Source organism: Pseudomonas sp. 4CAES_32.4 (assembly GCF_058136335.1).
Genome location: NZ_CM176882.1, coordinates 5,140,811 through 5,164,848, shown reverse-complemented (window position 1 = coordinate 5,164,848; position 24,038 = coordinate 5,140,811). Strand labels below are relative to the sequence as shown.

24 protein-coding genes and 1 other RNA gene are annotated in these 24,038 nt (G+C 58.9%); 19 read left to right on the top strand and 6 right to left on the bottom strand.

Features of this window, described 5'->3' with window-relative positions:
- Positions 1 to 16: 16 nt before the first annotated feature.
- Together AC3Y64_RS23175 and zapE are read left to right on the top strand one after the other, a co-directional pair.
- A complete protein-coding gene (locus AC3Y64_RS23175) occupies positions 17 to 1,372 on the top strand; it encodes a tryptophan--tRNA ligase (protein ID WP_489985372.1) in 1,356 nt (451 codons plus the stop codon).
- Positions 1,373 to 1,462: 90 nt separating this feature from the next.
- Positions 1,463 to 2,557 (top strand): cell division protein ZapE, encoded by a 1,095-nt coding sequence (gene zapE / locus AC3Y64_RS23170; RefSeq protein WP_034156483.1) that lies wholly within the window; start codon positions 1,463 to 1,465, stop codon positions 2,555 to 2,557.
- 194 nt (positions 2,558 to 2,751) lie between these two features.
- Here the strand turns inward: zapE and AC3Y64_RS23165 are convergent, their stop codons facing one another.
- Positions 2,752 to 3,648, bottom strand: a complete 897-nt coding sequence (locus AC3Y64_RS23165; protein WP_178113707.1) for a GlxA family transcriptional regulator — start codon at positions 3,646 to 3,648, stop codon at positions 2,752 to 2,754.
- A 250-nt stretch (positions 3,649 to 3,898) separates the two neighbouring features.
- On the opposite strand from AC3Y64_RS23165, the gene AC3Y64_RS23160 reads away from it, so the two are divergent.
- Positions 3,899 to 5,035, top strand: coding sequence for an acyl-CoA dehydrogenase family protein (locus tag AC3Y64_RS23160; RefSeq protein WP_064392876.1), 1,137 nt, complete (start codon positions 3,899 to 3,901; stop codon positions 5,033 to 5,035).
- An 88-nt stretch (positions 5,036 to 5,123) separates the two neighbouring features.
- Here the strand turns inward: AC3Y64_RS23160 and AC3Y64_RS23155 are convergent, their stop codons facing one another.
- The gene (locus AC3Y64_RS23155; protein ID WP_489985371.1) at positions 5,124 to 6,164 is read right to left on the bottom strand and encodes an NADP(H)-dependent aldo-keto reductase; all 1,041 of its coding nucleotides are present in this window, start codon (positions 6,162 to 6,164) and stop codon (positions 5,124 to 5,126) included.
- Between the two features lie 245 nt (positions 6,165 to 6,409).
- On the opposite strand from AC3Y64_RS23155, the gene rplM reads away from it, so the two are divergent.
- From rplM to AC3Y64_RS23120, 7 genes are all read left to right on the top strand, one after another.
- Positions 6,410 to 6,838 (top strand): 50S ribosomal protein L13, encoded by a 429-nt coding sequence (rplM, locus tag AC3Y64_RS23150; RefSeq protein WP_007917032.1) that lies wholly within the window; start codon positions 6,410 to 6,412, stop codon positions 6,836 to 6,838.
- Between the two features lie 14 nt (positions 6,839 to 6,852).
- Positions 6,853 to 7,245 (top strand): 30S ribosomal protein S9, encoded by a 393-nt coding sequence (gene rpsI, locus AC3Y64_RS23145; protein ID WP_008080273.1) that lies wholly within the window; start codon positions 6,853 to 6,855, stop codon positions 7,243 to 7,245.
- A gap of 270 nt (positions 7,246 to 7,515) precedes the next feature.
- Positions 7,516 to 8,109 (top strand): ubiquinol-cytochrome c reductase iron-sulfur subunit, encoded by a 594-nt coding sequence (petA, locus tag AC3Y64_RS23140; RefSeq protein WP_007917031.1) that lies wholly within the window; start codon positions 7,516 to 7,518, stop codon positions 8,107 to 8,109.
- On the top strand, positions 8,109 to 9,320 hold the full coding sequence (locus AC3Y64_RS23135; RefSeq protein WP_158958233.1) for a cytochrome b: 1,212 nt from the start codon (positions 8,109 to 8,111) through the stop codon (positions 9,318 to 9,320). The genes petA and AC3Y64_RS23135 overlap by 1 nt, the downstream gene beginning before the upstream one ends.
- Positions 9,320 to 10,102 carry a cytochrome c1 gene (locus AC3Y64_RS23130; protein WP_158958235.1) on the top strand — a complete coding sequence of 261 codons (783 nt, stop codon included), beginning with the start codon at positions 9,320 to 9,322 and terminating at the stop codon, positions 10,100 to 10,102. Before AC3Y64_RS23135 ends, AC3Y64_RS23130 begins: the two co-directional genes overlap by 1 nt.
- 146 nt (positions 10,103 to 10,248) lie before the next feature.
- Complete coding sequence (locus AC3Y64_RS23125) at positions 10,249 to 10,866, top strand: glutathione S-transferase N-terminal domain-containing protein (protein ID WP_007961620.1); 618 nt, start codon at positions 10,249 to 10,251, stop codon at positions 10,864 to 10,866.
- A gap of 16 nt (positions 10,867 to 10,882) precedes the next feature.
- The gene (locus tag AC3Y64_RS23120; RefSeq protein WP_158958237.1) at positions 10,883 to 11,296 is read left to right on the top strand and encodes a ClpXP protease specificity-enhancing factor; all 414 of its coding nucleotides are present in this window, start codon (positions 10,883 to 10,885) and stop codon (positions 11,294 to 11,296) included.
- Between the two features lie 49 nt (positions 11,297 to 11,345).
- Here the strand turns inward: AC3Y64_RS23120 and AC3Y64_RS23115 are convergent, their stop codons facing one another.
- The 4 genes from AC3Y64_RS23115 to AC3Y64_RS23100 all read right to left on the bottom strand — a co-directional run bounded on the left by AC3Y64_RS23115 (position 11,346) and on the right by AC3Y64_RS23100 (position 14,789).
- Complete coding sequence (locus tag AC3Y64_RS23115) at positions 11,346 to 11,924, bottom strand: BON domain-containing protein (RefSeq protein ID WP_007917023.1); 579 nt, start codon at positions 11,922 to 11,924, stop codon at positions 11,346 to 11,348.
- Positions 11,921 to 12,514, bottom strand: a complete 594-nt coding sequence (locus tag AC3Y64_RS23110) for a phosphoheptose isomerase (protein ID WP_122590043.1) — start codon at positions 12,512 to 12,514, stop codon at positions 11,921 to 11,923. The genes AC3Y64_RS23115 and AC3Y64_RS23110 overlap by 4 nt, the downstream gene beginning before the upstream one ends.
- A gap of 101 nt (positions 12,515 to 12,615) precedes the next feature.
- Positions 12,616 to 12,978: a YraN family protein gene (locus AC3Y64_RS23105; protein ID WP_126366239.1), complete on the bottom strand. Its 363-nt coding sequence runs from the start codon at positions 12,976 to 12,978 to the stop codon at positions 12,616 to 12,618.
- The gene (locus AC3Y64_RS23100) at positions 12,978 to 14,789 is read right to left on the bottom strand and encodes a penicillin-binding protein activator (RefSeq protein ID WP_489985370.1); all 1,812 of its coding nucleotides are present in this window, start codon (positions 14,787 to 14,789) and stop codon (positions 12,978 to 12,980) included. Before AC3Y64_RS23100 ends, AC3Y64_RS23105 begins: the two co-directional genes overlap by 1 nt.
- Before the next feature lie 177 nt (positions 14,790 to 14,966).
- On the opposite strand from AC3Y64_RS23100, the gene rsmI reads away from it, so the two are divergent.
- The 9 genes from rsmI (at position 14,967) to mraY (ending at position 24,035) form a co-directional block, all read left to right on the top strand.
- A complete protein-coding gene (gene rsmI, locus AC3Y64_RS23095) occupies positions 14,967 to 15,872 on the top strand; it encodes a 16S rRNA (cytidine(1402)-2'-O)-methyltransferase (RefSeq protein ID WP_489985369.1) in 906 nt (301 codons plus the stop codon).
- A 73-nt stretch (positions 15,873 to 15,945) separates the two neighbouring features.
- Positions 15,946 to 16,299, top strand: an RNA gene (gene rnpB / locus AC3Y64_RS23090) — RNase P RNA component class A.
- Positions 16,300 to 16,701: 402 nt separating this feature from the next.
- Positions 16,702 to 17,157 carry a division/cell wall cluster transcriptional repressor MraZ gene (mraZ, locus tag AC3Y64_RS23085; RefSeq protein ID WP_007917012.1) on the top strand — a complete coding sequence of 152 codons (456 nt, stop codon included), beginning with the start codon at positions 16,702 to 16,704 and terminating at the stop codon, positions 17,155 to 17,157.
- Entirely contained in the window at positions 17,154 to 18,101 is a 948-nt protein-coding gene (gene rsmH, locus AC3Y64_RS23080; RefSeq protein WP_489985368.1) for a 16S rRNA (cytosine(1402)-N(4))-methyltransferase RsmH, read from the top strand. The genes mraZ and rsmH overlap by 4 nt, the downstream gene beginning before the upstream one ends.
- Positions 18,098 to 18,391: a cell division protein FtsL gene (ftsL, locus tag AC3Y64_RS23075; RefSeq protein WP_007917008.1), complete on the top strand. Its 294-nt coding sequence runs from the start codon at positions 18,098 to 18,100 to the stop codon at positions 18,389 to 18,391. Before rsmH ends, ftsL begins: the two co-directional genes overlap by 4 nt.
- Complete coding sequence (locus AC3Y64_RS23070) at positions 18,391 to 20,130, top strand: peptidoglycan D,D-transpeptidase FtsI family protein (protein ID WP_178113708.1); 1,740 nt, start codon at positions 18,391 to 18,393, stop codon at positions 20,128 to 20,130. Before ftsL ends, AC3Y64_RS23070 begins: the two co-directional genes overlap by 1 nt.
- The gene (locus AC3Y64_RS23065; protein ID WP_489985367.1) at positions 20,130 to 21,593 is read left to right on the top strand and encodes a UDP-N-acetylmuramoyl-L-alanyl-D-glutamate--2,6-diaminopimelate ligase; all 1,464 of its coding nucleotides are present in this window, start codon (positions 20,130 to 20,132) and stop codon (positions 21,591 to 21,593) included. The genes AC3Y64_RS23070 and AC3Y64_RS23065 overlap by 1 nt, the downstream gene beginning before the upstream one ends.
- Entirely contained in the window at positions 21,586 to 22,953 is a 1,368-nt protein-coding gene (locus AC3Y64_RS23060) for a UDP-N-acetylmuramoyl-tripeptide--D-alanyl-D-alanine ligase (protein WP_489985366.1), read from the top strand. Before AC3Y64_RS23065 ends, AC3Y64_RS23060 begins: the two co-directional genes overlap by 8 nt.
- Positions 22,953 to 24,035 carry a phospho-N-acetylmuramoyl-pentapeptide-transferase gene (gene mraY, locus AC3Y64_RS23055; RefSeq protein ID WP_008082775.1) on the top strand — a complete coding sequence of 361 codons (1,083 nt, stop codon included), beginning with the start codon at positions 22,953 to 22,955 and terminating at the stop codon, positions 24,033 to 24,035. Before AC3Y64_RS23060 ends, mraY begins: the two co-directional genes overlap by 1 nt.
- Positions 24,036 to 24,038 lie beyond the last annotated feature (3 nt).

The following is a 24,038-nucleotide window of genomic DNA, read 5'->3' as shown; positions in this document are numbered from 1 at the left end:
TGACAAGCGATTACCCATGACGACCCGTACCCGAATCCTCACCGGCATCACCACCACCGGCACGCCGCACCTGGGCAACTACGCCGGCGCCATCCGCCCGGCGATCCTTGCCAGCCGCGACAGCAATGCCGATTCGTTCTACTTCCTGGCCGACTACCACGCCCTGATCAAATGCGATGACCCGCTGCGCATCCAGCGTTCGCGTCTGGAAATCGCCGCGACCTGGCTGGCCGGTGGCCTCGATGTCGACCGCGTGACCTTCTACCGTCAGTCCGACATCCCGGAAATCCCTGAACTTACCTGGCTGCTGACCTGCGTCGCGGCAAAGGGCCTGCTCAACCGTGCGCACGCCTACAAGGCGTCGGTGGACAAGAACGTCGAAACCGGTGAAGACCCGGACGCCGGCATCACCATGGGCCTCTACAGCTATCCAGTGCTGATGGCGGCGGACATTTTGATGTTCAACGCGCACAAGGTGCCGGTCGGTCGTGACCAGATCCAGCACGTGGAAATGGCCCGCGACATCGGTCAGCGTTTCAACCACTTGTTCGGTCAGGGCAAAGAATTCTTCACCATGCCCGAAGCGCTGATCGAAGAAAGCGTGGCGACGTTGCCAGGCCTCGACGGTCGCAAGATGTCGAAGAGCTACGACAACACCATCCCGCTGTTCTCCAGCGCCAAAGAGATGAAGGACGCGATCTCACGGATCGTCACTGACTCCAAAGCGCCAGGCGAAGCGAAAGATCCGGACAACTCGCACCTGTTCACCCTGTTCCAGGCGTTTGCCACGCCGGCGCAGGCTGACGAGTTCCGCAGCGAACTGCTCGGTGGTCTGGGTTGGGGCGAGGCGAAGAATCGTCTGTTCCAGTTGCTCGACAACGATCTCGGCGAAGCGCGCGACAAGTATCACCAGTTGATCGAGCGCCCGGCGGATCTGGAAGACATTCTGCAGATCGGTGCCAAGAAGGCCCGCGCCGTCGCGACGCCGTTCCTCAACGAACTGCGCGAAGCCGTTGGCCTGCGTTCCTTCGTCAATCAGGTGCAAGTGGCCGCGACCACCAAGAAGAAAGCTGCAAAAGCCGCACGTTTCGTCAGCTTCCGTGAAGACGACGGCAGCTTCCGTTTCCGTCTGCTGGCGGCCGATGGCGAGCAATTGCTGCTGTCGCGCAACTTCGCCGACGGCAAAGCCGCAGGGCAAGTGACCAAGCAACTGCAATCCGGGCAGGCGCTGGACGTACGCAGCGAAGACCTGAACTTCAGCGTTTGGCTGGAAGGCGAGTGCGTTGGCGACAGCCCGGCGTTCGCCGATGCTGCGGCGCGGGACGCGGCCATCGAGGCTCTGCGCGTCGCGTTGACCCCGGTTCAGGACTAATCGGCGGCACGACCCGACCAAGGGCCGATTGCCATTCCTACGGGCCGTCGCTACAGTGACGGCCCGTTTTTGTTGCCTTGCTAACGAATTATGACGCCCCTAGAACGATACCAAGCTGATCTGAAACGCCCGGACTTCTTCCATGACGCCGCGCAGGAAACTGCTGTGCGTCATTTGCAGCGTTTGTACGAGGATCTGATCGCCGCCGATCAGAACAAGCCGGGTCTGCTGAGCAAGCTGTTCGGCAAAAAGGATCAGACGCCGGTCAAAGGCCTGTATTTCTGGGGCGGCGTAGGTCGCGGCAAGACTTACCTGGTCGACACCTTCTTCGAAGCGCTGCCGTTCAAGGAAAAGACCCGCACCCACTTCCACCGCTTCATGAAGCGTGTGCACGAAGAAATGAAAACCCTCGGCGGCGAGAAAAACCCGCTGACCATCATCGCCAAGCGCTTCGCGACCGAGTCGCGGGTGATCTGCTTCGATGAATTCTTCGTCTCCGACATCACCGACGCGATGATCCTCGGCACGCTGATGGAAGAGCTGTTCAAGAACGGCGTGACCCTGGTCGCGACCTCGAACATCGTCCCGGACGGTCTGTACAAGGACGGTCTGCAACGTGCGCGCTTTCTGCCGGCCATTGCGCTGATCAAGCAGAACACCGAGATCGTCAACGTCGACAGCGGCGTCGACTACCGTTTGCGTCATCTCGAACAAGCGGAATTGTTCCACTATCCGCTCGACGAAGCCGCTCACGAAAGCCTGCGCAAGAGCTTCAAGGCGCTGACGCCGGAGTGCACTGCCGCGGTCGAGAACGACGTGCTGATGATCGAAAACCGCGAGATTCGTGCCCTGCGCACTTGCGACGACGTGGCCTGGTTCGACTTCCGTGAACTGTGCGACGGCCCGCGTAGCCAGAACGATTACATCGAACTCGGCAAGATCTTCCACGCCGTGTTGCTCAGCGGTGTCGAGCAGATGAGCGTCACCACCGACGACATCGCTCGCCGCTTCATCAACATGGTCGACGAGTTCTACGACCGTAATGTCAAGCTGATCATTTCTGCTGAAGTCGAGCTGAAAGATCTGTACACCGGCGGGCGTCTGAACTTCGAATTCCAGCGCACGCTGAGCCGATTGCTGGAAATGCAATCCCACGAATTCCTGTCGCGGGCGCACAAGCCTTAAACAGCATCGTGAAACAAAAAAAGGGCCTGCAATTGCAGGCCCTTTTTTATGTGCTGAAGAAAAACTCGAACGCACTGCGATCCCTGTGGGAGCTGGCTTGCCAGCGATAGCGGTGTGTCAGCGAAATAAATATCACCTGACACGATGCCATCGCTGGCAAGCCAGCTCCCACAGTTTTTGCATTCATGTCGGGGTCAGGCAGCTTGCTGAAACTGCTGCCGATACTGATTCGGCGACAGTTCAGTGTGCTGACGGAACAGCCGCGCAAAGAAGCTCGCGTCGTCGTAACCGACCTCATAACTGATGGTCTTGATGCTCTTGCGGCTGCCGGACAGCAAGCCCTTCGCCGTCTCGATGCGCAGCCGTTGCAGGTAATGCAGCGGCTTGTCGCCGGTGGCGGTCTGGAAGCGCCGCATGAAATTGCGGATGCTCATGCCATGCTCGCGGGCGACGTCTTCGAAGCGGAATTTGTCGGCAAAATGCTCTTCGAGCCAGTGCTGAATTTGCAGGATGATCACGTCCTGGTGCAGCTTCTGTCCGCCGAAACCGATACGCCCCGGCGCATAGCTGCGCTGCACTTCATAGAGAATGTCGCGGGCCACGGCTTGCGCCACATTCGCACCGCAGAAACGCTCGATCAGGTAGATGTAGAGGTCGCACGCCGATGTGGTGCCGCCGGCGCAGTAGAGATTGTCTGCGTCGGTCAGGTGCTTGTCCTGATTGAGGTAGACCTTCGGAAAACGTTCGGCGAAGGCGTTGAAGAAACGCCAGTAGGTCGTCGCTTCCTTGCCATCGAGCAACCCGGCTTCGGCCAGCCAGAACACCCCGGTGGCTTCGGCGCACAGCACAGCGCCACGGGCATGCTGTTCGCGCAGCCAGGGCAGGATCTGTGGATAGCGGCTGCACAAGGCCTCGAAATCATCCCAGAACGCCGGGAGGATGATGATATCGGTGTTTTCCAGACCGCCATCCACCGGCATCATGACATCGCTGAAGCTTTTCACCGGTTTGCCATCGGGGCTGACGATTCGTGTTTCAAACGCCGGCGTCAGGCCGTGGCCCAGTTGTTTGCCGTAACGGAGGCTGGCCACATGGAAAAAATCCTTGGCCTGCATGAGGGTGTAAGCGAAAACCCGGTCGATCGCCAGGATGCTGACGCGCCGCAAGGGCGTGGAGACTTGCTTAGACATAATTCAACTTTTGTTTTGTTTTTATAAGGGAAAGTGGTCACCAGACGGCTGGATCGTCTTATTTTTTGTCGGATGTGTCCAGTGTCCTGTGTCAGAGGGGAGGCTTAGTCTCTGCAGGTCATCTCCCTCCAACAAGAAAGAAAGGTGCCGCATGATCCCCAGAACCTTGTTCAGCTCCGAGCACGAATTGTTCCGCGACAGCGTGCGAACTTTCCTTGAAAAAGAGGCAGTGCCGTATCACGCGCAATGGGAGAAACAAGGCCATATCGACCGCAAACTCTGGAACAAGGCAGGGGAGGCGGGGATGCTTTGCTCGCACCTGCCGGAAGAGTACGGCGGGCTGGGGGCGGACTTTCTCTACAGCGCTGTGGTGATCGAAGAGGTCGGTCGGCTGGGTTTGACCGGCATCGGCTTCTCGCTGCATTCCGATATCGTCGCGCCGTACATCCTGCATTACGGCAGTGAAGCGCTGAAGCACAAATACCTGCCGAAACTGGTCTCGGGCGAGATGGTCACGGCGATCGCCATGACCGAGCCGGGCGCGGGTTCCGATCTGCAAGGCGTGAAAACCACCGCCGTGCTGGACGGTGACGAATATGTAATCAATGGCTCGAAAACCTTTATCACCAACGGTTTTCTCGCGGACCTGGTGATCGTCGTCGCCAAGACTGATCCCAAGGCCGGAGCCAAGGGCACCAGCCTGTTCCTGGTGGAAGCGAATACGCCCGGCTTCGAGAAGGGCAAACGCTTGGAGAAGGTGGGAATGAAAGCTCAGGACACGTCGGAATTGTTCTTCCAGGACGTGCGTGTACCGAAGGAAAACCTCTTGGGTCAGGCCGGGGCCGGGTTCGCTTATCTGATGCAGGAATTGCCGCAGGAGCGACTGACCGTGGCGATCGGTGGCCTGGCATCAGCCGAGGCGGCGTTGCAGTGGACGCTGGATTACACCCGTGATCGCAAAGCGTTCGGCAAGGCGATTGCCGACTTTCAGAACACCCGATTCAAATTGGCGGAGATGGCCACGGAGATTCAGATCGGTCGGGTCTTCGTCGACAAGTGTCTGGAGCTGCACCTGCAAGGCAAGCTGGATGTGCCGACGGCGGCGATGGCGAAATATTGGGGCACCGACCTGCAATGCAAAGTGCTCGACGAATGCGTGCAGTTGCACGGTGGCTACGGCTTCATGTGGGAGTACCCGGTGGCCCGGGCGTGGGCGGATGCGCGGGTGCAACGGATCTATGCCGGCACCAATGAAATCATGAAGGAGATCATTGCTCGGTCGCTTTGAAAGCTAAAAAGATCGCAGCCTGAGGCAGCTCCTACACAGGAAAAGTGTGAACCCTGTAGGAACTGCCGAAGGCTGCGATCTTTTTTATTTACGGCGCAGGGTTCGGATGATCCTTGTGAATCGCCTCAATCCCCGCCAGCACTTCATCCGACAGCTTCAGATCAAAACTGGCAATGTTGCTGTCCAGTTGCTCAAGGGTCGTCGCACCAATGATGTTGCTGGTGACGAACGGTTGCTGAGTGACAAACGCCAAGGCCATCTGCGCCGGATCCAGACCGTGTTCACGGGCCAGAGCGACATAACGGCTGCACGCTGCTTCCGACTGCGCGTTGAAATAGCGGCTGAAGCGGCTGTAGAGGCTCAAACGGCCCTTCGGCGGACGAGCGCCACCTTCGTACTTGCCTGACAGGAAACCGAACGCCAGCGGCGAATAGGCGAGGAGGCCGCACTGTTCGCGGATGGCGATTTCGGCCAGACCCACTTCGAAACTGCGGTTGAGCAGGTTGTACGGGTTCTGGATCGACACCGCGCGCGGCCAGCCACGGGCTTCGGCCAGCGCCAGAAAGCGCATGGTGCCCCACGGTGTTTCGTTGGACAGGCCGATGTGGCGGATCTTGCCGGCCTTTACCTGCTCGTCGAGTGCTTCGAGGGTTTCTTCGAGCGGGGTCAGGTTGGCTTCGATCTTGTGTTTGTAGCCCAGCTGTCCGAAAAAGTTGGTGCTGCGCTCTGGCCAGTGCAATTGGTACAGGTCGATGTAATCGGTCTGCAGGCGCTTGAGGCTGGCATCGACGGCTTCAGTGATGTGCTGGCGGTTGTGGCGCAGGTTTTTGTCGCGGATGTAGTCGATGGTGTTGCCCGGACCGGCGATCTTGCTGGCGAGAATCCAGTCGGCACGATCGCCGCGACTCTTGAAGTAATTGCCGATATAGCGCTCGGTGGTGGCGTAGGTTTCGGCTTTCGGCGGCACCGGGTACATCTCGGCGGTGTCGATGAAATTGATCCCGGCCTCTTTGGCCCGTTCAATCTGGGCGAAGGCTTCAGCTTCAGTGTTTTGCTCGCCCCAGGTCATGGTGCCGAGGCAGATTGCACTCACGTTCAGGTCGGTACGGCCTAGCTGGCGATAGTCCATCGGGTGCTCCTTGGGCAAAACAATCATAAAAGCAGGTTGAAATATTTTTCGCAATCTGCATAATTGCCGACCTCTTTCTGCAGTGGAAGTGATGCGCCGCCGCCGAAGAATCTTGCCGTTGAACGGACGCGCCGACCCGAGCCCCCGAAAGCGTCTGTATCCGGCTGCCTTTGACTTGTCAAAGTACGCACTATTCAGTAAGATCCGCCGTCTAATTTACAGGGCGGCCCCTGAGGCTATAAAGAATGAAAACTTTTACTGCTAAACCGGAAACAGTAAAGCGCGACTGGTTTGTCGTCGACGCTGCTGGTCAGACCCTGGGTCGTCTGGCCACCGAAATCGCGAGCCGTCTGCGTGGCAAGCACAAGCCTGAGTACACTCCTCACGTTGACACCGGCGACTACATCGTCGTAATCAACGCTGAGCAGATTCGTGTTACCGGTGCTAAAACCACTGACAAAATGTACTACTCCCACTCCGGTTTCCCGGGCGGCATCAAGTCGATCAACTTTGAAAAGCTGATCGCTAAAGCCCCTGAGCGCGTGATCGAGACCGCGGTTAAAGGCATGCTGCCTAAAAACCCACTGGGTCGCGACATGTACCGTAAGCTGAAAGTCTATGCGGGCGCTGCACACCCACATACTGCTCAGCAGCCCCAAGAACTGAAGTTTTAACGGAATAGTACATTATGTCGGCGACTCAAAATTACGGCACTGGCCGTCGCAAGACCGCAACCGCACGCGTTTTCCTGCGTCCGGGTACTGGTAACATTTCCATCAACAACCGTTCGCTGGAAAACTTCTTCGGCCGCGAAACTGCCCGCATGGTAGTTCGTCAGCCGCTGGAGCTGACTGAGACTGTCGAGAAGTTCGACATCTACGTCACCGTGATCGGCGGTGGTGTTAGTGGTCAAGCTGGCGCAATCCGCCACGGTATCACTCGCGCACTGATGGACTACGACGAAACCCTGCGTGGCGCTCTGCGCAAAGCTGGCTTCGTTACTCGCGACGCCCGTGAAGTTGAACGTAAGAAAGTTGGTCTGCGTAAAGCGCGTAAGCGTCCGCAGTACTCGAAGCGTTAATTTCGCTTTCGCGTTCAAAAAGAACGCCCGCCTCCTCACGGAAGCGGGCGTTTTTTTATGCCTGTGATTTATCAAAGAATTGCGCTGCGACAACTTGCCACTTCTGTAGACCCCCTATACTGCAAGGCTTGAGGGTAGGAGCTCCGGGTAATTCCCTTGTCAGAATTGGGGCTTTTCATTACCATCTCGGCAAAATTTTTATAAGTAACATTGATTTATTTAGTAGATGCCTGATTTAACAGGCCACAAAAGCTGATGGGAGAGGACTGAATGAGCAATGACGGCGTGAATGCAGGCCGGCGTCGCTTCTTGGTAGCAGCCACATCCGTGGTGGGTGCTGCAGGAGCGGTGGGGGCTGCGGTCCCGTTCGTGGGGTCATGGTTTCCCAGTGCCAAGGCGAAAGCCGCTGGTGCACCGGTGAAAGTGAATGTCAGCAAAATCGAGCCAGGACAGCAGATGATTGCTGAGTGGCGCGGCCAGCCGGTATTCATTGTCCGCCGTACCGAGGAAATCCTGGGGAATCTCAAGAAGATCGAGGGCCAGCTCTCCGATCCAACCTCCAAAAACTCCACGCAACCCACCTATGTCGACCCTGAAGTGCGCTCGATCAAGCCGGAAATTCTGCTGCTGATCGGGATCTGCACGCACCTGGGTTGCTCACCAACCTTCCGTCCCGAAGTGGCACCTGCGGATCTGGGCAAAGACTGGGTCGGTGGCTATTTCTGCCCTTGCCACGGCTCCCACTACGATCTGGCTGGCCGCGTCTACAAGTCGCAACCTGCGCCTTTGAACCTGCCAGTTCCCCCGCATTCCTATGAGACCGATGACCTGATTGTCATTGGCGTCGATACGGAGAAAGCGTGATGAGCAAGTTCATGGATTGGGTTGATGCGCGCTTTCCTGCGACCAAGATGTGGGAAGACCATCTCAGCAAGTATTACGCTCCAAAAAACTTCAACTTCTTCTATTTCTTCGGCTCCCTGGCGCTGCTGGTGCTGGTCAACCAGATCGTTACCGGTGTCTGGCTGACAATGAGCTACACGCCGTCGGCAGAAGAAGCGTTCGCTTCCGTCGAATACATCATGCGCGACGTCGAGTACGGCTCGATCCTGCGCTTGCTGCACTCGACCGGCGCCTCGGCGTTCTTCATCGTGGTTTATCTGCACATGTTCCGGGGTCTGCTCTACGGTTCGTACCAGAAACCGCGTGAGCTGGTCTGGGTCTTCGGCATGCTGATTTACCTGGCGCTGATGGCCGAGGCCTTCATGGGTTACCTGCTGCCATGGGGTCAGATGTCCTACTGGGGTGCCCAGGTGATCATCTCGCTGTTCGGTGCGATACCGGTCATCGGTAACGACCTGACTCAGTGGATTCGTGGTGACTACCTGATCTCCGGAATTACCCTGAACCGCTTCTTCGCCTTGCACGTTGTCGCACTGCCGATCGTGATTCTCGGCCTGGTGGTGCTGCACATTCTGGCGCTGCACGAAGTGGGTTCGAACAACCCTGACGGCGTCGATATCAAGAAGCACAAAGACGAAAACGGCATCCCGCTGGACGGCATTGCCTTCCACCCGTACTACACCGTGAAGGACATTGTCGGTGTTGTGGTGTTCCTGTTTATCTTCTGCTTCATTGTGTTCTTCTTCCCGGAAATGGGCGGCTACTTCCTCGAAAAACCAAACTTTGAGCAAGCCAACCCGTTCAAGACTCCAGAGCATATTGCGCCGGTTTGGTACTTCACCCCGTTCTACGCGATCCTGCGTGCGATCCCGGACAAACTCATGGGCGTTATCGCCATGGGCGCCTCGATTGCCTTGCTCTTCGTGTTGCCGTGGCTCGACCGCAGTCCGGTCAAATCGATGCGTTACAAAGGCTGGATGAGCAAAATCTGGCTGGTGGTGTTCTGCATTTCGTTCGTGATTCTCGGCATTCTTGGCGTTCTGGCGCCGACGCCGGAGCGAACCTTGCTGTCGCAGGTCTGCACCTTCCTGTACTTCGCTTACTTCATTCTGATGCCGTTCTACACCAGGCTCGAGAAGACCAAACCGGTTCCGGAAAGGGTGACTGGCTGATGAAAAAGTTATTTTTTGCTCTGATTTTTGCTGCGTTGCCTGTGCTGTCTTTCGCCGCTGAACACGGTGGTCCGGAGCTGGAAAAAGTCGACATCGACCTCGCCGACAAAGCTGCTCTGCAGGATGGTGCGCGTACTTTTGCCAACTATTGCATGGGTTGCCACAGTGCCAAGTTCCAGCGTTATGAGCGGGTTGCCGATGACTTGGGCATTCCTCACGAAATGATGCTGGAGAAACTGGTGTTCACCGGTGCCAAGATCGGCGACCACATGAACATCGGCATGCAACCGGCCGACGCCAAGACCTGGTTCGGCGCTGCGCCGCCTGATCTGACCCTGGTGGCGCGCGTGCGCGGCACTGACTGGCTCTACGGTTACCTGCATTCGTTCTATGAAGATCCGGCACGTCCTTGGGGTGTGAACAACAAGGTCTTCCCGAACGTCGGCATGCCGAACGTACTGGTCGGCCTGCAAGGTCGTCAGGTTGTCGGCTGCAAGCAAGTGCAAATCGTCGAGGACGGCAAGAAGCAATATGATCCGCTGACCGGCACGCCTTTGACCCATGAAGCGTGCGATCAACTGACCATCGTGCCGAAGACCGGTACTCTGAATGCAGAGCAGTTCGATGAGAAGGTCAAGAATCTGGTAACCTTCCTGGCTTACTCGGCTAACCCGGTTAAGCTGCAACATCAGCGCATCGGTACTTATGTCTTGCTGTACCTGGCGTTCTTCTTTGTGTTCGCCTACCTGCTCAAGCGTGAATACTGGAAAGACGTGCACTGATACGCTTCAAGCATTGCTGTTAATCGCGCGCGCCCAAGGGCGCCTCCGATAGCGCAACATCTGGTCAGCCAGACGTTGCGGGAGGCGCCCTCTGGGCGCGCGCGTTTTTCCGGTTCCGACAATTTCAACAAGCGAGGAGGATCGCCATGGGCGTGACCAATCGGTTGGCCTGTTACTCCGACCCCGCCGACCACTATTCCCACCGAGTGCGCATCGTGCTTGCAGAGAAGGGTGTCAGCGCCGAAATCATTTATGTGGAAGCTGGTCGTCAGCCGCCTAAACTGATTGAGGTGAACCCTTACGGCAGTCTCCCAACTCTGGTCGATCGTGACCTGGCGTTGTGGGAGTCGACCGTGGTGATGGAATATCTGGATGAGCGTTACCCGCATCCGCCACTGATGCCGGTTTACCCGGTGGCGCGTGCCAACAGTCGTCTGCTGATTCATCGTATTCAACGCGACTGGTGTGGGCTGGTGGATCTGATTCTGGATCCGAAGAGCAAAGAGGCCGCGCGAGTCGTGGCGCGCAAGGAATTGCGTGAAAGCCTGACGGGCGTGTCGCCGCTGTTTGCCGACAAGCCGTTTTTCCTCAGTGAGGAACAAAGTCTGGTGGATTGCTGCCTATTACCAATACTCTGGCGTCTGCCGATTCTGGGTATTGAACTGCCGCGGCCAGCCAAGCCGCTGCTTGATTACATGGAGCGCCAGTTTGCGCGTGAGGCTTTCCAGGCGAGTCTGTCTGGTGTCGAACGCGATATGCGCTAAGGCTTAAGGAGCCGCTATGAACTCCAGTCGACCTTACTTGGTCCGCGCGCTCTACGAGTGGATTGTTGATAACGATTGCACCCCGCACATGCTGGTCAATTCCGAATACCCGGCGGTGCAAGTGCCGCAGGGTTTCGCCAGTGACGGGCAGATTGTCCTGAATATTTCGCCGAGTGCCGTGCGTCATTTGCACATGGATAACGACGTTGTGACCTTTGAAGGTCGCTTCGGCGGTGTCCCGCACAGCCTGTACGTGCCGATCAGTGCAATTCTGGGTATCTACGCCCGGGAGAACGGTCAGGGCATGGTGTTCGATCTCGAGTCACCAATGGATGACGAAGACGACATCGAGCAGGATGACGATCAGCCGCCACCGGACAGCGAGCCGCCGCGCCCAACAGGCCGGCCAAGTTTGAAAGTGGTGAAATAAAAAAAGGCGATCCGGATGGATCGCCTTTTTTGTGCGTGCTGATCAGCTATCAGTCGATGTATTCAAACAGCTTCACGATCTTCTGCACGCCGGAAACGCCCTGAACCAGATTGGTTGCCTGTGTCGCTTCCTGTTTGGTCAGCAGGCCCAGCAGGTAGACGATGCCGTTCTCGGTCACGACTTTGATGCGCGAGCCGGGAATGCTGGCGTCGGTGAGCATCTGCGTCTTGATCTTGGAGGTCAGCCAAGTGTCGTTCTGGCGCGCCAGGAAGCCGGACGGCGGTATGACTTGCAGTTCGTTATGAACGGTTTTTACCCGTTGAACGGCAGCCGCTGCCTGTTCGGCCTTGGCTTTCAGATCTGCGCGGGGCGTTTGACCGGCCAGCAGCACAACGCCGTTGAAACTGGTGACGACAATGTGCGAATCGTTGTCCAGTGCCGGGTCGGCCTTGGCCACGTTCACGCCGACTTTGGTTTCGATCAACGAGTCGTCGATCTTGCTGCCGAAAGTGCGGGTGCCACGGTCGTCGTCGATCGGTGCTTCACGGCTGGCATTCACCACCGAGGTGCAGCCGCTGATGCCGAGGCACAGGGTCAAGGCCAGAAGGCCAAGGCGATTAGGGGTCATTCTTCACTCCCGAACAGTTGGCTGTCGATCAGATCGCAAAGGCAATGGATCGCCAGCAAGTGGACTTCTTGAATACGTGCGGTGACGTTGGCCGGTACGCGAATCTCGACGTCCTCGGGCAACAGCAGCGACGCCATGCCGCCGCCATCGCGTCCGGTCAATGCTACGACAATCATTTCGCGATCATGTGCGGCCTGGATCGCTTGAATAATGTTCGCCGAGTTACCGCTGGTCGAAATCGCCAGCAGCACATCGCCGGGTTGGCCGAGTGCGCGGATTTGCTTGGAGAAGATTTCGTTGTAGCTGTAGTCGTTGGCGATCGAGGTGATCGTCGACGAATCGGTGGTCAGGGCGAGGGCCGGCAGGCTCGGGCGCTCGCGCTCGAAGCGGTTGAGCAGCTCCGAAGAGAAATGCTGGGCGTCGCCGGCTGAACCACCATTGCCGCACGAAAGCATTTTGCCCTCGTTGAGCAGGGCGTTGACCATGATCTGGCTGGCTTGCTCGATGTGCGGTGCAAGTACGTCCATCGCCTGTTGCTTGGTGTCGATACTGGCCTGGAAAAGCTGGCGAATTCGGGATTGCATGTCCATCTGTGTGACCTTAAGTAGCGCGGCTATTCGGCACATGAATGTGCAGCCCGCAAAGCAAAGAGCAAAAGTTGTCGGAAGTTTCCGGTTCCGGATGCAGGCCATCAACTGTCGAAAGCATTCTGCAACCAGTTCAGCTGATCCGGGTGGCTGTCGATCGCCACCACATCGAAGCGGCAGGGGGAATTGGCCCAACGCGACTCGCGCTGAAGAAAATACTGCGCAGCGAAAATCAGTTTCTGCTGCTTGCGCCCATCGATGCTAGCGAGCGCGCCACCCCATTGAGTGTTTTTTCTGTAACGAACTTCAACGAATACTACTGTATCGCCATCAAGCATGACCAGATCAAGCTCGCCGCGTTTGCATAACCAGTTCTGCGCCAGCAGACGCAAGCCCTGATTCTGCAGATGCTCGAGCGCTTGGCGCTCGGCATCCTTGCCGCTCTGCGAGCGTGACCTGTCAGGCATTAGCGCGGGGTGTCCGGCAGGCGCTGAACCTGGCCGCTGACGAATTGGGCCCAAGGCAACTGACGCACAACGCGTTGCGTCTGAGTCATGCCAAGGCTGCCCGATTCACCATCGATGCGAGTGTCCGGCAGTGCCTTGAGTTGGCCCAGGCGCGGCGCCAGGCGGTAGGCGTCAACGCCCATCGCATACAGACGGCCGAGGCTGCCGGCAGCTTGTGGCCATTGTGCAACCACTTGCTGGCGCAGCGGATCGCTGGTTTCCAGCAACCATGGGGTTTCGCAGAAGCGAACGCCGTTCATGTCGTTGTACTGGTTCACGTCGCCGCTGGCGCTGTAAACGTGCGAGGTCGCATAAACAGGCACGTCACCGGCGTACTGGAAGTTCAGCGTCGGTTTGATCTGCTGCGCCTGTTGCGGCGTTGCCGCGAGGAAGATGAATTCGATGTCCTGACGGCGCGAAGGCTGGGCAGCCACGTTGGTGCCGGCGGCGTTCTGCAGGCTCTTGGCGCGGGCTTCGCTCTGACGCAGCTGGAACATGTCGGCGATTTGCTGGGCCAGTTGCACTGGCTGATCAACACGTTCGGTGGCAACGATGCTGCCGCCATTGGCTTGCCAGTCCTGGCTGAACGCACGCAGGACGCGGTCGCCCCATTCGCCTTTCGGCACCATGATCGCGGCGCGGTGCAGGCCGTCAGCGCGGGCGCGACGCGAGACTTCGCGGGCTTCGTCTTCAGCGGCCAGACCAAACTGGAACAGCTGCGCCGGGCCCTGGTCGCCTTCGCTGTAGTTCAGCGCGAGGGTGGTGATCGGCAGTTGCGGACGAGTGCTCAGCTGTTTGACCAGCGGTTTTTCCAGTGGGCCGACGACCAGTTGCACGCCATCAGCCTGGGCCTTGCGGTAGAACTCGTCCATCGAGGTCAGTTTCGAGCTGTCGTAGAACTCGATGGCAGGCGGTTTCTGTCCGGCTTGTTGCGCCTGGTAGTGCGCCGCCATGAAGCCTTCGCGCAGGGCCTTGCCGACCGAGGCCAATGGGCCGTCTTGTGGCAGCAGCAGGGCGATTTTGCTCAGTGGCTGGCTCGCCAGCTCTTTGAGCTTGGTCAGCGGCAGCGGCAGGTTGATCGCAGCCGGGTGCTTTGGATTCTGCGCACGCCAGGTGTCGATTGCCGCCTGCTGTTGCTCCAGGGTGCCGGCAGATTTTACCGCCATTGCCAGGCCCATCCAGCCGCCGAGATCGTCGGTGGTGTTGGGTTGCAGTTGGTCAGTCGGCAGCGAGCCAATCAGGGTCCAGATCGCTTCGTGGTTCTTGCTTGCCGCATCGCCTTGCAGCATCGGTGCGATAAACACGCGCTCGCGGGCAGCGGCCAGGGTTTGGCCATCGGCCTCAAGGGCGCGGGCGTGAACGGTGCCGGTGCGCACTTGCTGCTCTTCAGGCATTTCGCCGAGATGTTGCAAGCTTGGGTGGCTCAAGGCAGTCAGCGCAGCCTTCGGCTGGTTGCGGGTCATGGCCAGCTCAGCATTCAAAGTGCTGGCGAAAATCTGCTGGCCTGGCTTGAGTTGCTCCATCGGCACTTGTTGCAGGATCTGCGCAGACTGTCCGGCATTGCCTTGGCGATAAGCCAGATCCGCTGCGCTCAGGCGCAACAGGGCGGCTTTTTCCGGGGTTTTCGCCTGGGTAGCCTGTTCGAGCAGTTGCTCGATGCTGGCATCCGGAGTCCGTGGAAGTTCGCCAAGGCTGGAGGAAGGGGAGCTGGCGCAAGCCGCCAACAGGGCAGCGAGGCAGAGGGCAGTGAACAGCCGCAGGCAAGCGATCATGTAAGTGTTCCTGATACTCGATCAAATTAGCGTCGAATTGTACCCAAGCACTGGCCGGGGCGCGATGTTAGTGGCGTGAAACGGACGATTTAGCTGTAGTAAATGTTGCGGTGGTGCAAAACCACGGAGAAAACCGTGGTCGCTCGAAGCGCGTCGCAAGCCTCGTGTCGCGCTACAATGGCCGCTTTTACCGATCACGAGGTGTGCGCTTTGACTGCTCCAGGTTCCCTGAATTCCGCTGCTGGCTCGCTTTATGTGGTGGCGACGCCCATCGGCAACCTGGACGACATCAGCGCCCGGGCACTGAAGATTCTCCGTGAAGTGGCGTTGATTGCCGCTGAAGACACTCGTCACTCGGCGCGACTGATGCAGCACTTTGGTATCGGCACGCCGTTGGCAGCCTGTCACGAACACAACGAACGAGATGAAGGTAGCCGCTTTATTACCCGTCTGCTGGCGGGCGACAACGTTGCGCTGATCTCCGATGCCGGCACGCCGCTGATTTCCGATCCGGGCTATCACCTGGTGCGTCAGGCGCGTGCTGCCGGGATCAATGTGGTGCCGGTTCCGGGTGCCTGTGCCTTGATCGCAGCACTGTCGGCGGCGGGGCTGCCGTCTGATCGCTTTATCTTCGAAGGATTTCTGCCGGCCAAGTCGGTCGGGCGCAAGGCGCGTCTCGAAGCGGTCAAGGAAGAACCGCGCACATTGATCTTCTATGAAGCACCGCACCGCATCCTCGAATGCCTGCAGGATATGGAAGAAGTGTTCGGTGGTGAGCGTCAGGCGCTGCTGGCCCGGGAAATCACCAAAACCTTTGAAACGCTCAAAGGCTTGCCGCTGACTGAGTTGCGCGCCTTCGTCGAATCCGACAGCAATCAGCAGCGCGGCGAATGTGTCGTGCTGGTGGCGGGCTGGACGGCGCCGGAATCCGAAGACGCCGTCAGCAGCGAAGCGATGCGCGTCCTTAATCTGCTGCTCGAAGAAATGCCGCTCAAGCGCGCCGCCGCTCTGGCAGCGCAGATCACCGGCGAGCGTAAAAACGTGCTGTACCAGGTCGCGCTGGATCAGCAGAAGGGTGAGTAACCCGTCGCGCAGACGGGTTTGACGGCTATTAGCGCTTGTTCTTCGGCCGCTCTGCCGTTAACCTTCGCGGCGGAGAGTCGATCGGACAGTCGCTGCCCTCTATGAAAATTAGGGGGGGGAGGAAAGTCCGGGCTCCATAGGGCGAAGTGCCAGGTAATGCCTGGGAGGCGTGAGCCTACGGAAAGTGCCACAGAAAATAACCGCCTAAGCGCTTCGGCGCCGGTAAGGGTGAAAAGGTGCGGTAAGAGCGCACCGCACGTCTGGCAACAGTTCGTGGCTAGGTAAACCCCACTTGGAGCAAGACCAAATAGGGTCCCAAGGCGTGGCCCGCGCTGGGACCGGGTAGGTTGCTAAAGATGTCCAGTGATGGCCATCGTAGACGAATGACTGTTCAAGACAGAACCCGGCTTACAGATCGACTCTCCACCTTTTTCTTTCCCTGCTTGAATCAAAGGCAACAGGGCTGTGTAATATCAGCAGGCCTGGTCTGAAAGTTCGGCAGCGGCAAACGCAGTAATAGCCATTTCCCACCTCGCTTCAATCAACAGCAGAAGCGCTTTTGTAATACCGAAAAAATCTTACTCTTAACAAATTACTTTAACTTTCGAGCGCAGCTTTCAGTGCTGCATCAAGTTATAGGTCAAAAGTCTGCGCCAGATTGTCGTTACGCCTCCTTTTAAGCTCCTAAATCTCCGTTCTGTAAGGGTTTTCCTTTAATCCGCGCCTTGACGGTGTGGTGGGCGCATTCCTATAGTGTGCGCAAGTGGCGGAAAGTGGCATGAAGTGGGTTTTTTGAGCTCAAAACGATAAAAATTGGAGAAACGCAGACGTGTTTCGCGGAGCTAACGCTATCAGTCTCGACGCAAAGGGCCGTCTCGCTATGCCGAGCCGGTACCGTGACGAGCTCGATTCGCGTAGTTCCGGCCAATTAATCGTCACCATTGATGCCGTTGATCCGTGTCTGTGTGTCTATCCGCTCGACGAGTGGGAAATTATTGAAACCAAGTTGCGCGCACTCCCTTCGCTTCGCGAAGAGAACCGTCGCTTGCAGCGTTTATTGATCGGCAACGCCGTCGACCTCGAGCTCGATGGCAGTGGCCGTTTTCTGGTTCCACCGCGTCTGCGCGAGTACGCCAAGCTGGATAAGCGCGCAATGCTGGTAGGCCAACTGAACAAGTTCCAATTGTGGGACGAGGATGCATGGAACGCGGTGTCTGCCGCTGACCTTGCTGCCATTCAACAACCGGGCGCGATGCCTGATGAACTGCGTGATTTGATCCTGTGACTATTGATAGCGGCTTTAACCACATCACCGTACTGCTTGACGAAGCCGTCGAGGCTCTCGCCGTACGTCCTGATGGCTGCTATCTGGACGGTACGTTCGGGCGCGGCGGACACAGCCGGTTGATCCTCAGCCAGCTCGGCACCGACGGTCGGCTCATCGGATTCGACAAAGATCCTCAAGCGATTGCCACCGGGCAAACGCTAGCGGCCGAAGACGGCCGCTTTGTCGTTGTGCAGCGCAGCTTTGCCGAGCTGGGTTCGGTGGTTGCCGAACAAGGTCTGAACGGCAAGGTCAGCGGCATTCTGCTTGATCTCGGCGTGTCCTCGCCGCAGCTCGACGACGCTGAGCGCGGCTTCAGTTTCCTCAATGACGGCCCGCTGGACATGCGCATGGATCCGTCCAGGGGTATCAGCGCTGCCGAGTTCGTCAACACCGCGCCGGCTGAGGAAATCGCCCGGGTGTTCAAGGAATACGGCGAAGAACGTTTCTCCGGTCGCATGGCTCGCGCCGTCGCCGAGCGTCGCGACATCAAGCCGTTCGAGCGCACCGCCGATCTGGCTGAAGTATTGAAAGTCGCCAACCCGGCGTGGGAAAAGGGCAAGAACCCGGCCACCCGTGCGTTCCAGGGTTTGCGCATTCACGTCAACAACGAACTGGGTGATCTGGAAGCCGGCCTCGAAGCGGCACTGGACGCTCTGGAAATTGGCGGCCGTCTGGTGGTGATCAGCTTCCATTCGCTGGAAGACCGCATCGTCAAATTGTTCATGCGCAAACTGGTGAAAGGCGAAGCCGACAACCTGCCGCGCAACCTGCCGGTTCGCCACGTCGCGTTCGAACCGAAAATCAAAGTCCATGGCAAAGCGCAGACGGCCTCCGACGCCGAACTCAAAGCCAACCCACGTTCCCGTAGCGCCGTCATGCGCGTCGCGGAGAAGCTGCGGTGAGCAAGCTTTTCGCCAAGCCATTGCCAGGCGGCAGCTTTCTGATGCTGCTGCTGTTCATCGGCGTGCTCGTCTCGGCCATCGCCGTGTCGTACAGCGCGCACTGGAACCGGCAGTTGCTCAACACCCTTTATAACGAACTCAGCGTGCGCGACAAGGCGCAGGCCGAGTGGGGCCGTTTGATTCTTGAACAGAGCACCTGGACTGCGCACAGCCGCATCGAAGTGCTGGCCACCGAACAACTGAAAATGCACATTCCGGGCGCGGCTGACGTGAAGATGGTGGCGCCATGATGAAACTCGAAGGCGCACTGTTCCCATGGCGCTTCCGCCTGATGGTGGCGCTGCTCGGCATCATGGTCGCGGCGATCTGCTGGCGCATCATCGACCTGCAAGTGGTTGACCGTGACTTCCTCAAGGGTCAGGGTGACGCGCGCAGTCTGCGTCACATTCCGATTCCGGCTCACCGTGGTCTGATCACTGACCGTAACGGCGAGCCTTTGGCTGTGAGTACTCCGGTGACCACGCTGTGGGCCAACGCCAAGGAAATGCAATCAGCCAAAGAAAAATGGCCGGCACTCGCCGCCGCGCTGGGGCAGGATCCAAAAGCCCTGACCGAGCGCCTCGAAGCTCAGGCCAACAAAGAATTCATTTATCTGGTGCGCGGGTTGACCCCCGAGCAGGGCCAGGCTGTGCTCGACCTGAAAGTGCCGGGCGTTTACGGCATCGAAGAATTCCGCCGCTTCTATCCGGCCGGTGAAGTCACCGCGCACATGGTTGGTTTTACCGACATCGACGACCACGGTCGCGAAGGTGTCGAGTTGGCCTATGACGAATGGCTCGCCGGTGTGCCGGGCAAACGGCAGGTCATCAAGGATCGGCGCGGTCGGCTCATCAAGGATGTCCAGGTCACCAAAAACGCCAAGGCCGGCAAGCCCTTGGCGTTGTCCATTGACCTGCGTCTGCAATATCTGGCCAACCGCGAGCTGCGTAACGCGATCATAGAGAACGGCGCCAAGGCCGGCAGTCTGGTGATCATGGACGTCAAGACCGGTGAGATTCTCGCCATGGTCAACCAGCCGACCTACAACCCGAACAACCGTCGCAACCTGCAACCGGCGATGATGCGTAACCGCGCGATGATCGACGTGTTCGAGCCAGGTTCGACCATGAAAGCCATCTCGATGAGCGCCGCGATCGAAACCGGCCGCTGGAAGCCGAGCGACACCGTCGAGGTATATCCGGGCTCCCTGCAGATCGGCAAGTACACGATCAAGGACGTTTCCAGGACTGAAGGCCCGGTGCTCGACCTGACCGGCATTCTGATCAATTCCAGTAACGTCGGCATGAGTAAGGTTGCCTTCGATATTGGCGGCGAAACGATTTTCCGCCTCGCGCAGAAAGTCGGTCTCGGCCAGGACACCGGCCTCGGCTTCCCGGGCGAGCGTGTCGGCAACCTGCCGAACTATCGCGAGTGGCGCAAGGCTGAAACCGCGACGCTGTCCTACGGCTACGGTATTTCCGTGACGGCGATCCAGCTGGTTCACGCGTTCTCGGCCCTGGCCAACAACGGTCGTCTTGCGCCGCTGACCCTGATCAAAACCGACAAGATGCCGCAGACCACCCAAGTGCTGCCCGAAGCCGTGGCGAAAACCATGCAAGGCATGCTCACTCAAGTGATCGAAGCACCGCGCGGCGTGTTCCGTGCGCAAGTGCCGGCGTATCACGTGGCCGGCAAGTCGGGTACTGCACGTAAGACCTCGGTCGGCACCAAGGGCTACGCGGAAAATTCGTACCGCTCGCTGTTCGCCGGTTTCGGCCCGATGAGCGATCCACGTTACGCAATCGTTGTGGTGATCGATGAGCCGTCCAAGGCCGGTTACTTCGGTGGTCTGGTATCGGCGCCGGTGTTCAGTCGCGTGATGTCCGGCACCCTGCGCCTGATGAACGTGACGCCGGACAACCTGCCGACGACGCAACAAGCCAACGCCACCCCGGTCATTCCGCTGAAAGCCAATGGAGGGCGCGGCTGATGTCATTAAGTCTGAACAAGATATTCCCCCACGCCGGCCACGATCTGTTGATCCGTGAATTGGCGCTGGACAGCCGCAACGTGCGCGCAGGCGATCTGTTCCTCGCCGTGCCTGGCGGCAAATTCGATGGTCGTGCGCACATTGCCGACGCACTGCAACGCGGTGCGGCTGCGGTTGCTTATGAAGTCGAAGGCGCCACCGTGCTGCCGATTACCGACGTGCCGCTGATTCCGGTCAAAGGTCTGGCGGCGCAGCTGTCGGACATCGCCGGACGTTTTTACGGTGAGCCAAGCCATCACTTGAACCTGATCGGCGTGACCGGCACCAACGGCAAGACCAGCGTGACCCAATTGGTTGCACAGGCGCTGGATCTGCTCGGCCAGCATTGCGGCATCGTCGGCACCCTCGGTTCCGGCTTCCATGGCGCACTGGAAAGTGGTCTGCACACCACGCCGAATCCGATCGCCGTGCAAGCGACCCTGGGCGACCTGAAAAAGGCGGGCGCCAAAGCCGTGGCCATGGAAGTCTCGTCCCACGGCCTGGATCAGGGGCGCGTTACTGCCTTGGCGTTCGACGTCGCAGTGATGACCAACCTGTCCCGCGATCATTTGGATTATCACGGCACCATGCAGGCGTACGCCGAGGCCAAGGCCAAGCTGTTCGCCTGGAATGACCTGAAGTGCCGCGTGGTCAACCTCGACGACGATTTCGGCCGGCAACTGGCCGTTGAAAAACGTGAGTCGCGCTTGATCACTTATAGCCTGCTCGACAGCAGCGCCTATCTGTATTGCCGCGAAGCGCAGTTCGACGACCACGGCGTGCGCGCCACGCTGGTCACGCCGCAGGGCGAACATCATCTGCGCAGCACGCTGCTCGGCCGTTTCAACCTGAGCAACGTCCTGGCGGCGGTGGGCGCCTTGCTCGGTCTGGATTACGCGCTCGACGAAATTCTCAAAGTGCTGCCGAAACTCGAAGGCCCGGCCGGACGTATGCAACGTCTGGGTGGCGGCACGCAGCCGTTGGTGGTGGTCGATTACGCTCACACCCCGGATGCATTGGAAAAAGTCCTGACCGCGCTGCGCCCGCACGTCAAAGGTCAACTGCTGTGCCTGTTCGGCTGCGGCGGTGACCGTGATCGCGGCAAGCGTCCGTTGATGGCTGAAGTGGTCGAGCGTCTGGCCGATCAGGTGCTGGTCACCGACGACAACCCGCGCACCGAAGACCCCGCAGTGATTTTCGACGACATCCGCGCCGGTTTCACGGCTGTGGATAAAGTCACTTTCGTCGCTGGACGTGGCCAGGCGATTGCGCAACTGGTTGCCGGCGCGTCCGCCGAAGACGTGATTGTTCTGGCCGGTAAAGGTCACGAGGACTATCAGGAAATCAATGGCGTGCGTCATGCCTTCTCTGACCTGGTCGAGGCCGATCACGCCCTGACCGCGTGGGAGGTGGCCCATGCTTAAGGCCTTGAAACTCAGCGAACTGACCAACGCCCTGAATGCACGCCTGATCGCCGCCGATGCCAGTTTCGACGGCGTCAGCATCGACAGTCGTGCGATCGAGCCTGGGCAACTGTTTATTGCGTTGACCGGCCCGCGTTTCGACGGTCATGACTATCTGAATGATGTCGCTGGTAAAGGCGCCGTTGCTGCACTGGTCGAACGTGAAGTGGCCGACAGCACCTTGCCGCAACTGCTGGTCAAAGACACCCGTCAGGCCCTCGGCCAGTTGGGCGCGCTGAACCGCGCCGCATTCACTCAGCCTGTCGCCGCGATCACAGGTTCCAGCGGCAAGACCACCGTGAAGGAAATGCTCGCGAGCATCCTGCGCACGCGCGGCCCTGTGCTGGCGACCCGTGACAACCTGAACAACGACCTCGGCGCACCGCTGACTCTGCTCGAACTGGCCCCGGAACACACTTCGGCGGTGATCGAACTGGGGGCTTCGCGTCTGGGCGAAATCGCTTACACCGTTGGCTTGACCAAACCGCACGTGGCGATTCTGAACAATGCCGGCACCGCGCACGTCGGTGAGTTTGGCGGGCCGGAAAAAATCGTCGAAGCCAAAGGCGAAATCATCGACGGACTGGCGGCTGATGGTGTTGCCGTGCTCAACCTCGATGACAAGGCTTTCGGTATCTGGAAGACCCGTGCCGGCGCGCGCAAGGTGCTGACTTTTGCCCTGAGCAACACGCACGCGGACTTCTACGCCAGCGATCTGAGCACCGATGCCCGTGGTTGCCCGGCCTTCAATCTGCACACACCTGAAGGTGTCGAGCGCGTTCAACTGAACCTGCTTGGCACCCACAACGTCACCAATTCCATGGCCGCCGCCGCTGCCGCTCACGCCTTGGGCGTGTCGCTGTTCGGCATCGCCACCGGGCTTGGCGCCGTGCAACCAGTCAAGGGTCGCACCGTCGCGCAACTGGCGAAGAACGGCATACGCGTGATCGATGACACTTACAACGCAAACCCCACCTCGATGTGCGCGGCCGTTGATATACTCGCCGGCTTTTCCGGCCGCACCGTCCTGGTGCTCGGAGATATCGGCGAGTTGGGCGATTGGGCGGAGCAGGGGCACCGCGACGTGGGCGAGTACGCCCGGGGCAAGGTTTCCGCGCTTTATGCCGTTGGGCCAAACATGGTTCACGCCGTGAACGCATTCGGTGAACAGGCGCATCACTTCGGCACGCAAGCCGAACTGATCCAGGCCCTCGACGCCGAGCAGGACACAAACACCACCATTTTGATCAAGGGTTCGCGCAGTGCAGCGATGGAAAACATCGTTGCGGCTCTGTGCGGGTCCAGTCTGGAGAAACATTAATGCTGCTGCTGCTAGCGGAGTATCTGCAACAGTTCTACAAAGGCTTCGCGGTCTTTCAGTACCTGACCCTGCGCGGGATCCTCGGTGTGCTGACCGCGCTGGTTTTGTCGCTGTGCTACGGCCCGTGGATGATCCGCACCCTGCAGAACCGTCAGATCGGACAATCCGTGCGTAACGACGGCCCGCAATCGCACCTGTCCAAGTCGGGTACCCCGACCATGGGCGGCGCGCTGATTCTGTCTTCGATCGGCGTCAGCACGTTGTTGTGGGCTGACCTGAGCAACCGCTACGTCTGGACTGTTTTGTTGGTGACCCTGCTGTTCGGCGCCATCGGCTGGGTCGACGATTACCGCAAAGTCATCGAGAAGAACTCGCGTGGCCTGCCGAGCCGCTGGAAGTATTTCTGGCAGTCGGTGTTCGGCCTCGGCGCAGCGATCTTTCTTTATATGACCGCTTCCACGCCGGTGGAAACCACGCTGATCCTGCCGATGCTCAAGGACTACAGCATTCCGCTGGGCCTGGGCTTCATCGTGCTGACCTACTTTGTAATCGTCGGTTCGAGCAACGCGGTCAACCTGACTGACGGTCTCGACGGTTTGGCGATCATGCCCACCGTGATGGTCGGCGGTGGCCTCGGCATCTTCTGCTACCTGTCGGGTAACGTGAAATTCGCTGAATACCTGTTGATCCCTTATGTGCCGGGCGCGGGTGAACTGATTGTGTTCTGCGGTGCGCTGATCGGTGCCGGCCTCGGCTTCCTCTGGTTCAACACCTATCCGGCGCAAGTGTTCATGGGCGACGTCGGTGCCCTGGCACTCGGCGCGGCACTGGGCACCATCGCCGTGATCGTCCGTCAGGAAATCGTCCTGTTCATCATGGGCGGCGTGTTCGTGATGGAAACCCTGTCAGTCGTCATTCAGGTTGCGTCCTTTAAGCTGACCGGTCGCCGTGTGTTCCGCATGGCGCCGATCCACCACCACTTTGAACTCAAGGGCTGGCCCGAGCCGCGCGTGATCGTCCGTTTCTGGATCATCACCGTGATTCTCGTGTTGGTTGGCCTTGCCACCCTGAAGCTGAGGTAGAAC

Bases quoted from the DNA above. Each gene is read 5' to 3' on its own strand.
- AC3Y64_RS23135 (WP_158958233.1), top strand. From the start codon at position 8,109: ATGAGCAAGTTCATGGATTGGGTTGATGCGCGCTTTCCTGCGACCAAG.
- AC3Y64_RS23110 (WP_122590043.1), bottom strand. From the start codon at position 12,514: ATGGACATGCAATCCCGAATTCGCCAGCTTTTCCAGGCCAGTATCGAC.
- rplM (WP_007917032.1), top strand. From the start codon at position 6,410: ATGAAAACTTTTACTGCTAAACCGGAAACAGTAAAGCGCGACTGGTTT.
- AC3Y64_RS23105 (WP_126366239.1), bottom strand. From the start codon at position 12,978: ATGCCTGACAGGTCACGCTCGCAGAGCGGCAAGGATGCCGAGCGCCAA.
- rsmI (WP_489985369.1), top strand. From the start codon at position 14,967: ATGGCCGCTTTTACCGATCACGAGGTGTGCGCTTTGACTGCTCCAGGT.
- AC3Y64_RS23060 (WP_489985366.1), top strand. From the start codon at position 21,586: ATGCTTAAGGCCTTGAAACTCAGCGAACTGACCAACGCCCTGAATGCA.
- AC3Y64_RS23065 (WP_489985367.1), top strand. From the start codon at position 20,130: ATGTCATTAAGTCTGAACAAGATATTCCCCCACGCCGGCCACGATCTG.
- AC3Y64_RS23155 (WP_489985371.1), bottom strand. From the start codon at position 6,164: ATGGACTATCGCCAGCTAGGCCGTACCGACCTGAACGTGAGTGCAATC.
- AC3Y64_RS23130 (WP_158958235.1), top strand. From the start codon at position 9,320: ATGAAAAAGTTATTTTTTGCTCTGATTTTTGCTGCGTTGCCTGTGCTG.
- AC3Y64_RS23100 (WP_489985370.1), bottom strand. From the start codon at position 14,789: ATGATCGCTTGCCTGCGGCTGTTCACTGCCCTCTGCCTCGCTGCCCTG.
- AC3Y64_RS23160 (WP_064392876.1), top strand. From the start codon at position 3,899: ATGATCCCCAGAACCTTGTTCAGCTCCGAGCACGAATTGTTCCGCGAC.
- AC3Y64_RS23125 (WP_007961620.1), top strand. From the start codon at position 10,249: ATGGGCGTGACCAATCGGTTGGCCTGTTACTCCGACCCCGCCGACCAC.
- AC3Y64_RS23175 (WP_489985372.1), top strand. From the start codon at position 17: ATGACGACCCGTACCCGAATCCTCACCGGCATCACCACCACCGGCACG.
- AC3Y64_RS23115 (WP_007917023.1), bottom strand. From the start codon at position 11,924: ATGACCCCTAATCGCCTTGGCCTTCTGGCCTTGACCCTGTGCCTCGGC.
- mraY (WP_008082775.1), top strand. From the start codon at position 22,953: ATGCTGCTGCTGCTAGCGGAGTATCTGCAACAGTTCTACAAAGGCTTC.
- rpsI (WP_008080273.1), top strand. From the start codon at position 6,853: ATGTCGGCGACTCAAAATTACGGCACTGGCCGTCGCAAGACCGCAACC.
- AC3Y64_RS23120 (WP_158958237.1), top strand. From the start codon at position 10,883: ATGAACTCCAGTCGACCTTACTTGGTCCGCGCGCTCTACGAGTGGATT.
- zapE (WP_034156483.1), top strand. From the start codon at position 1,463: ATGACGCCCCTAGAACGATACCAAGCTGATCTGAAACGCCCGGACTTC.
- petA (WP_007917031.1), top strand. From the start codon at position 7,516: ATGAGCAATGACGGCGTGAATGCAGGCCGGCGTCGCTTCTTGGTAGCA.
- AC3Y64_RS23070 (WP_178113708.1), top strand. From the start codon at position 18,391: ATGAAACTCGAAGGCGCACTGTTCCCATGGCGCTTCCGCCTGATGGTG.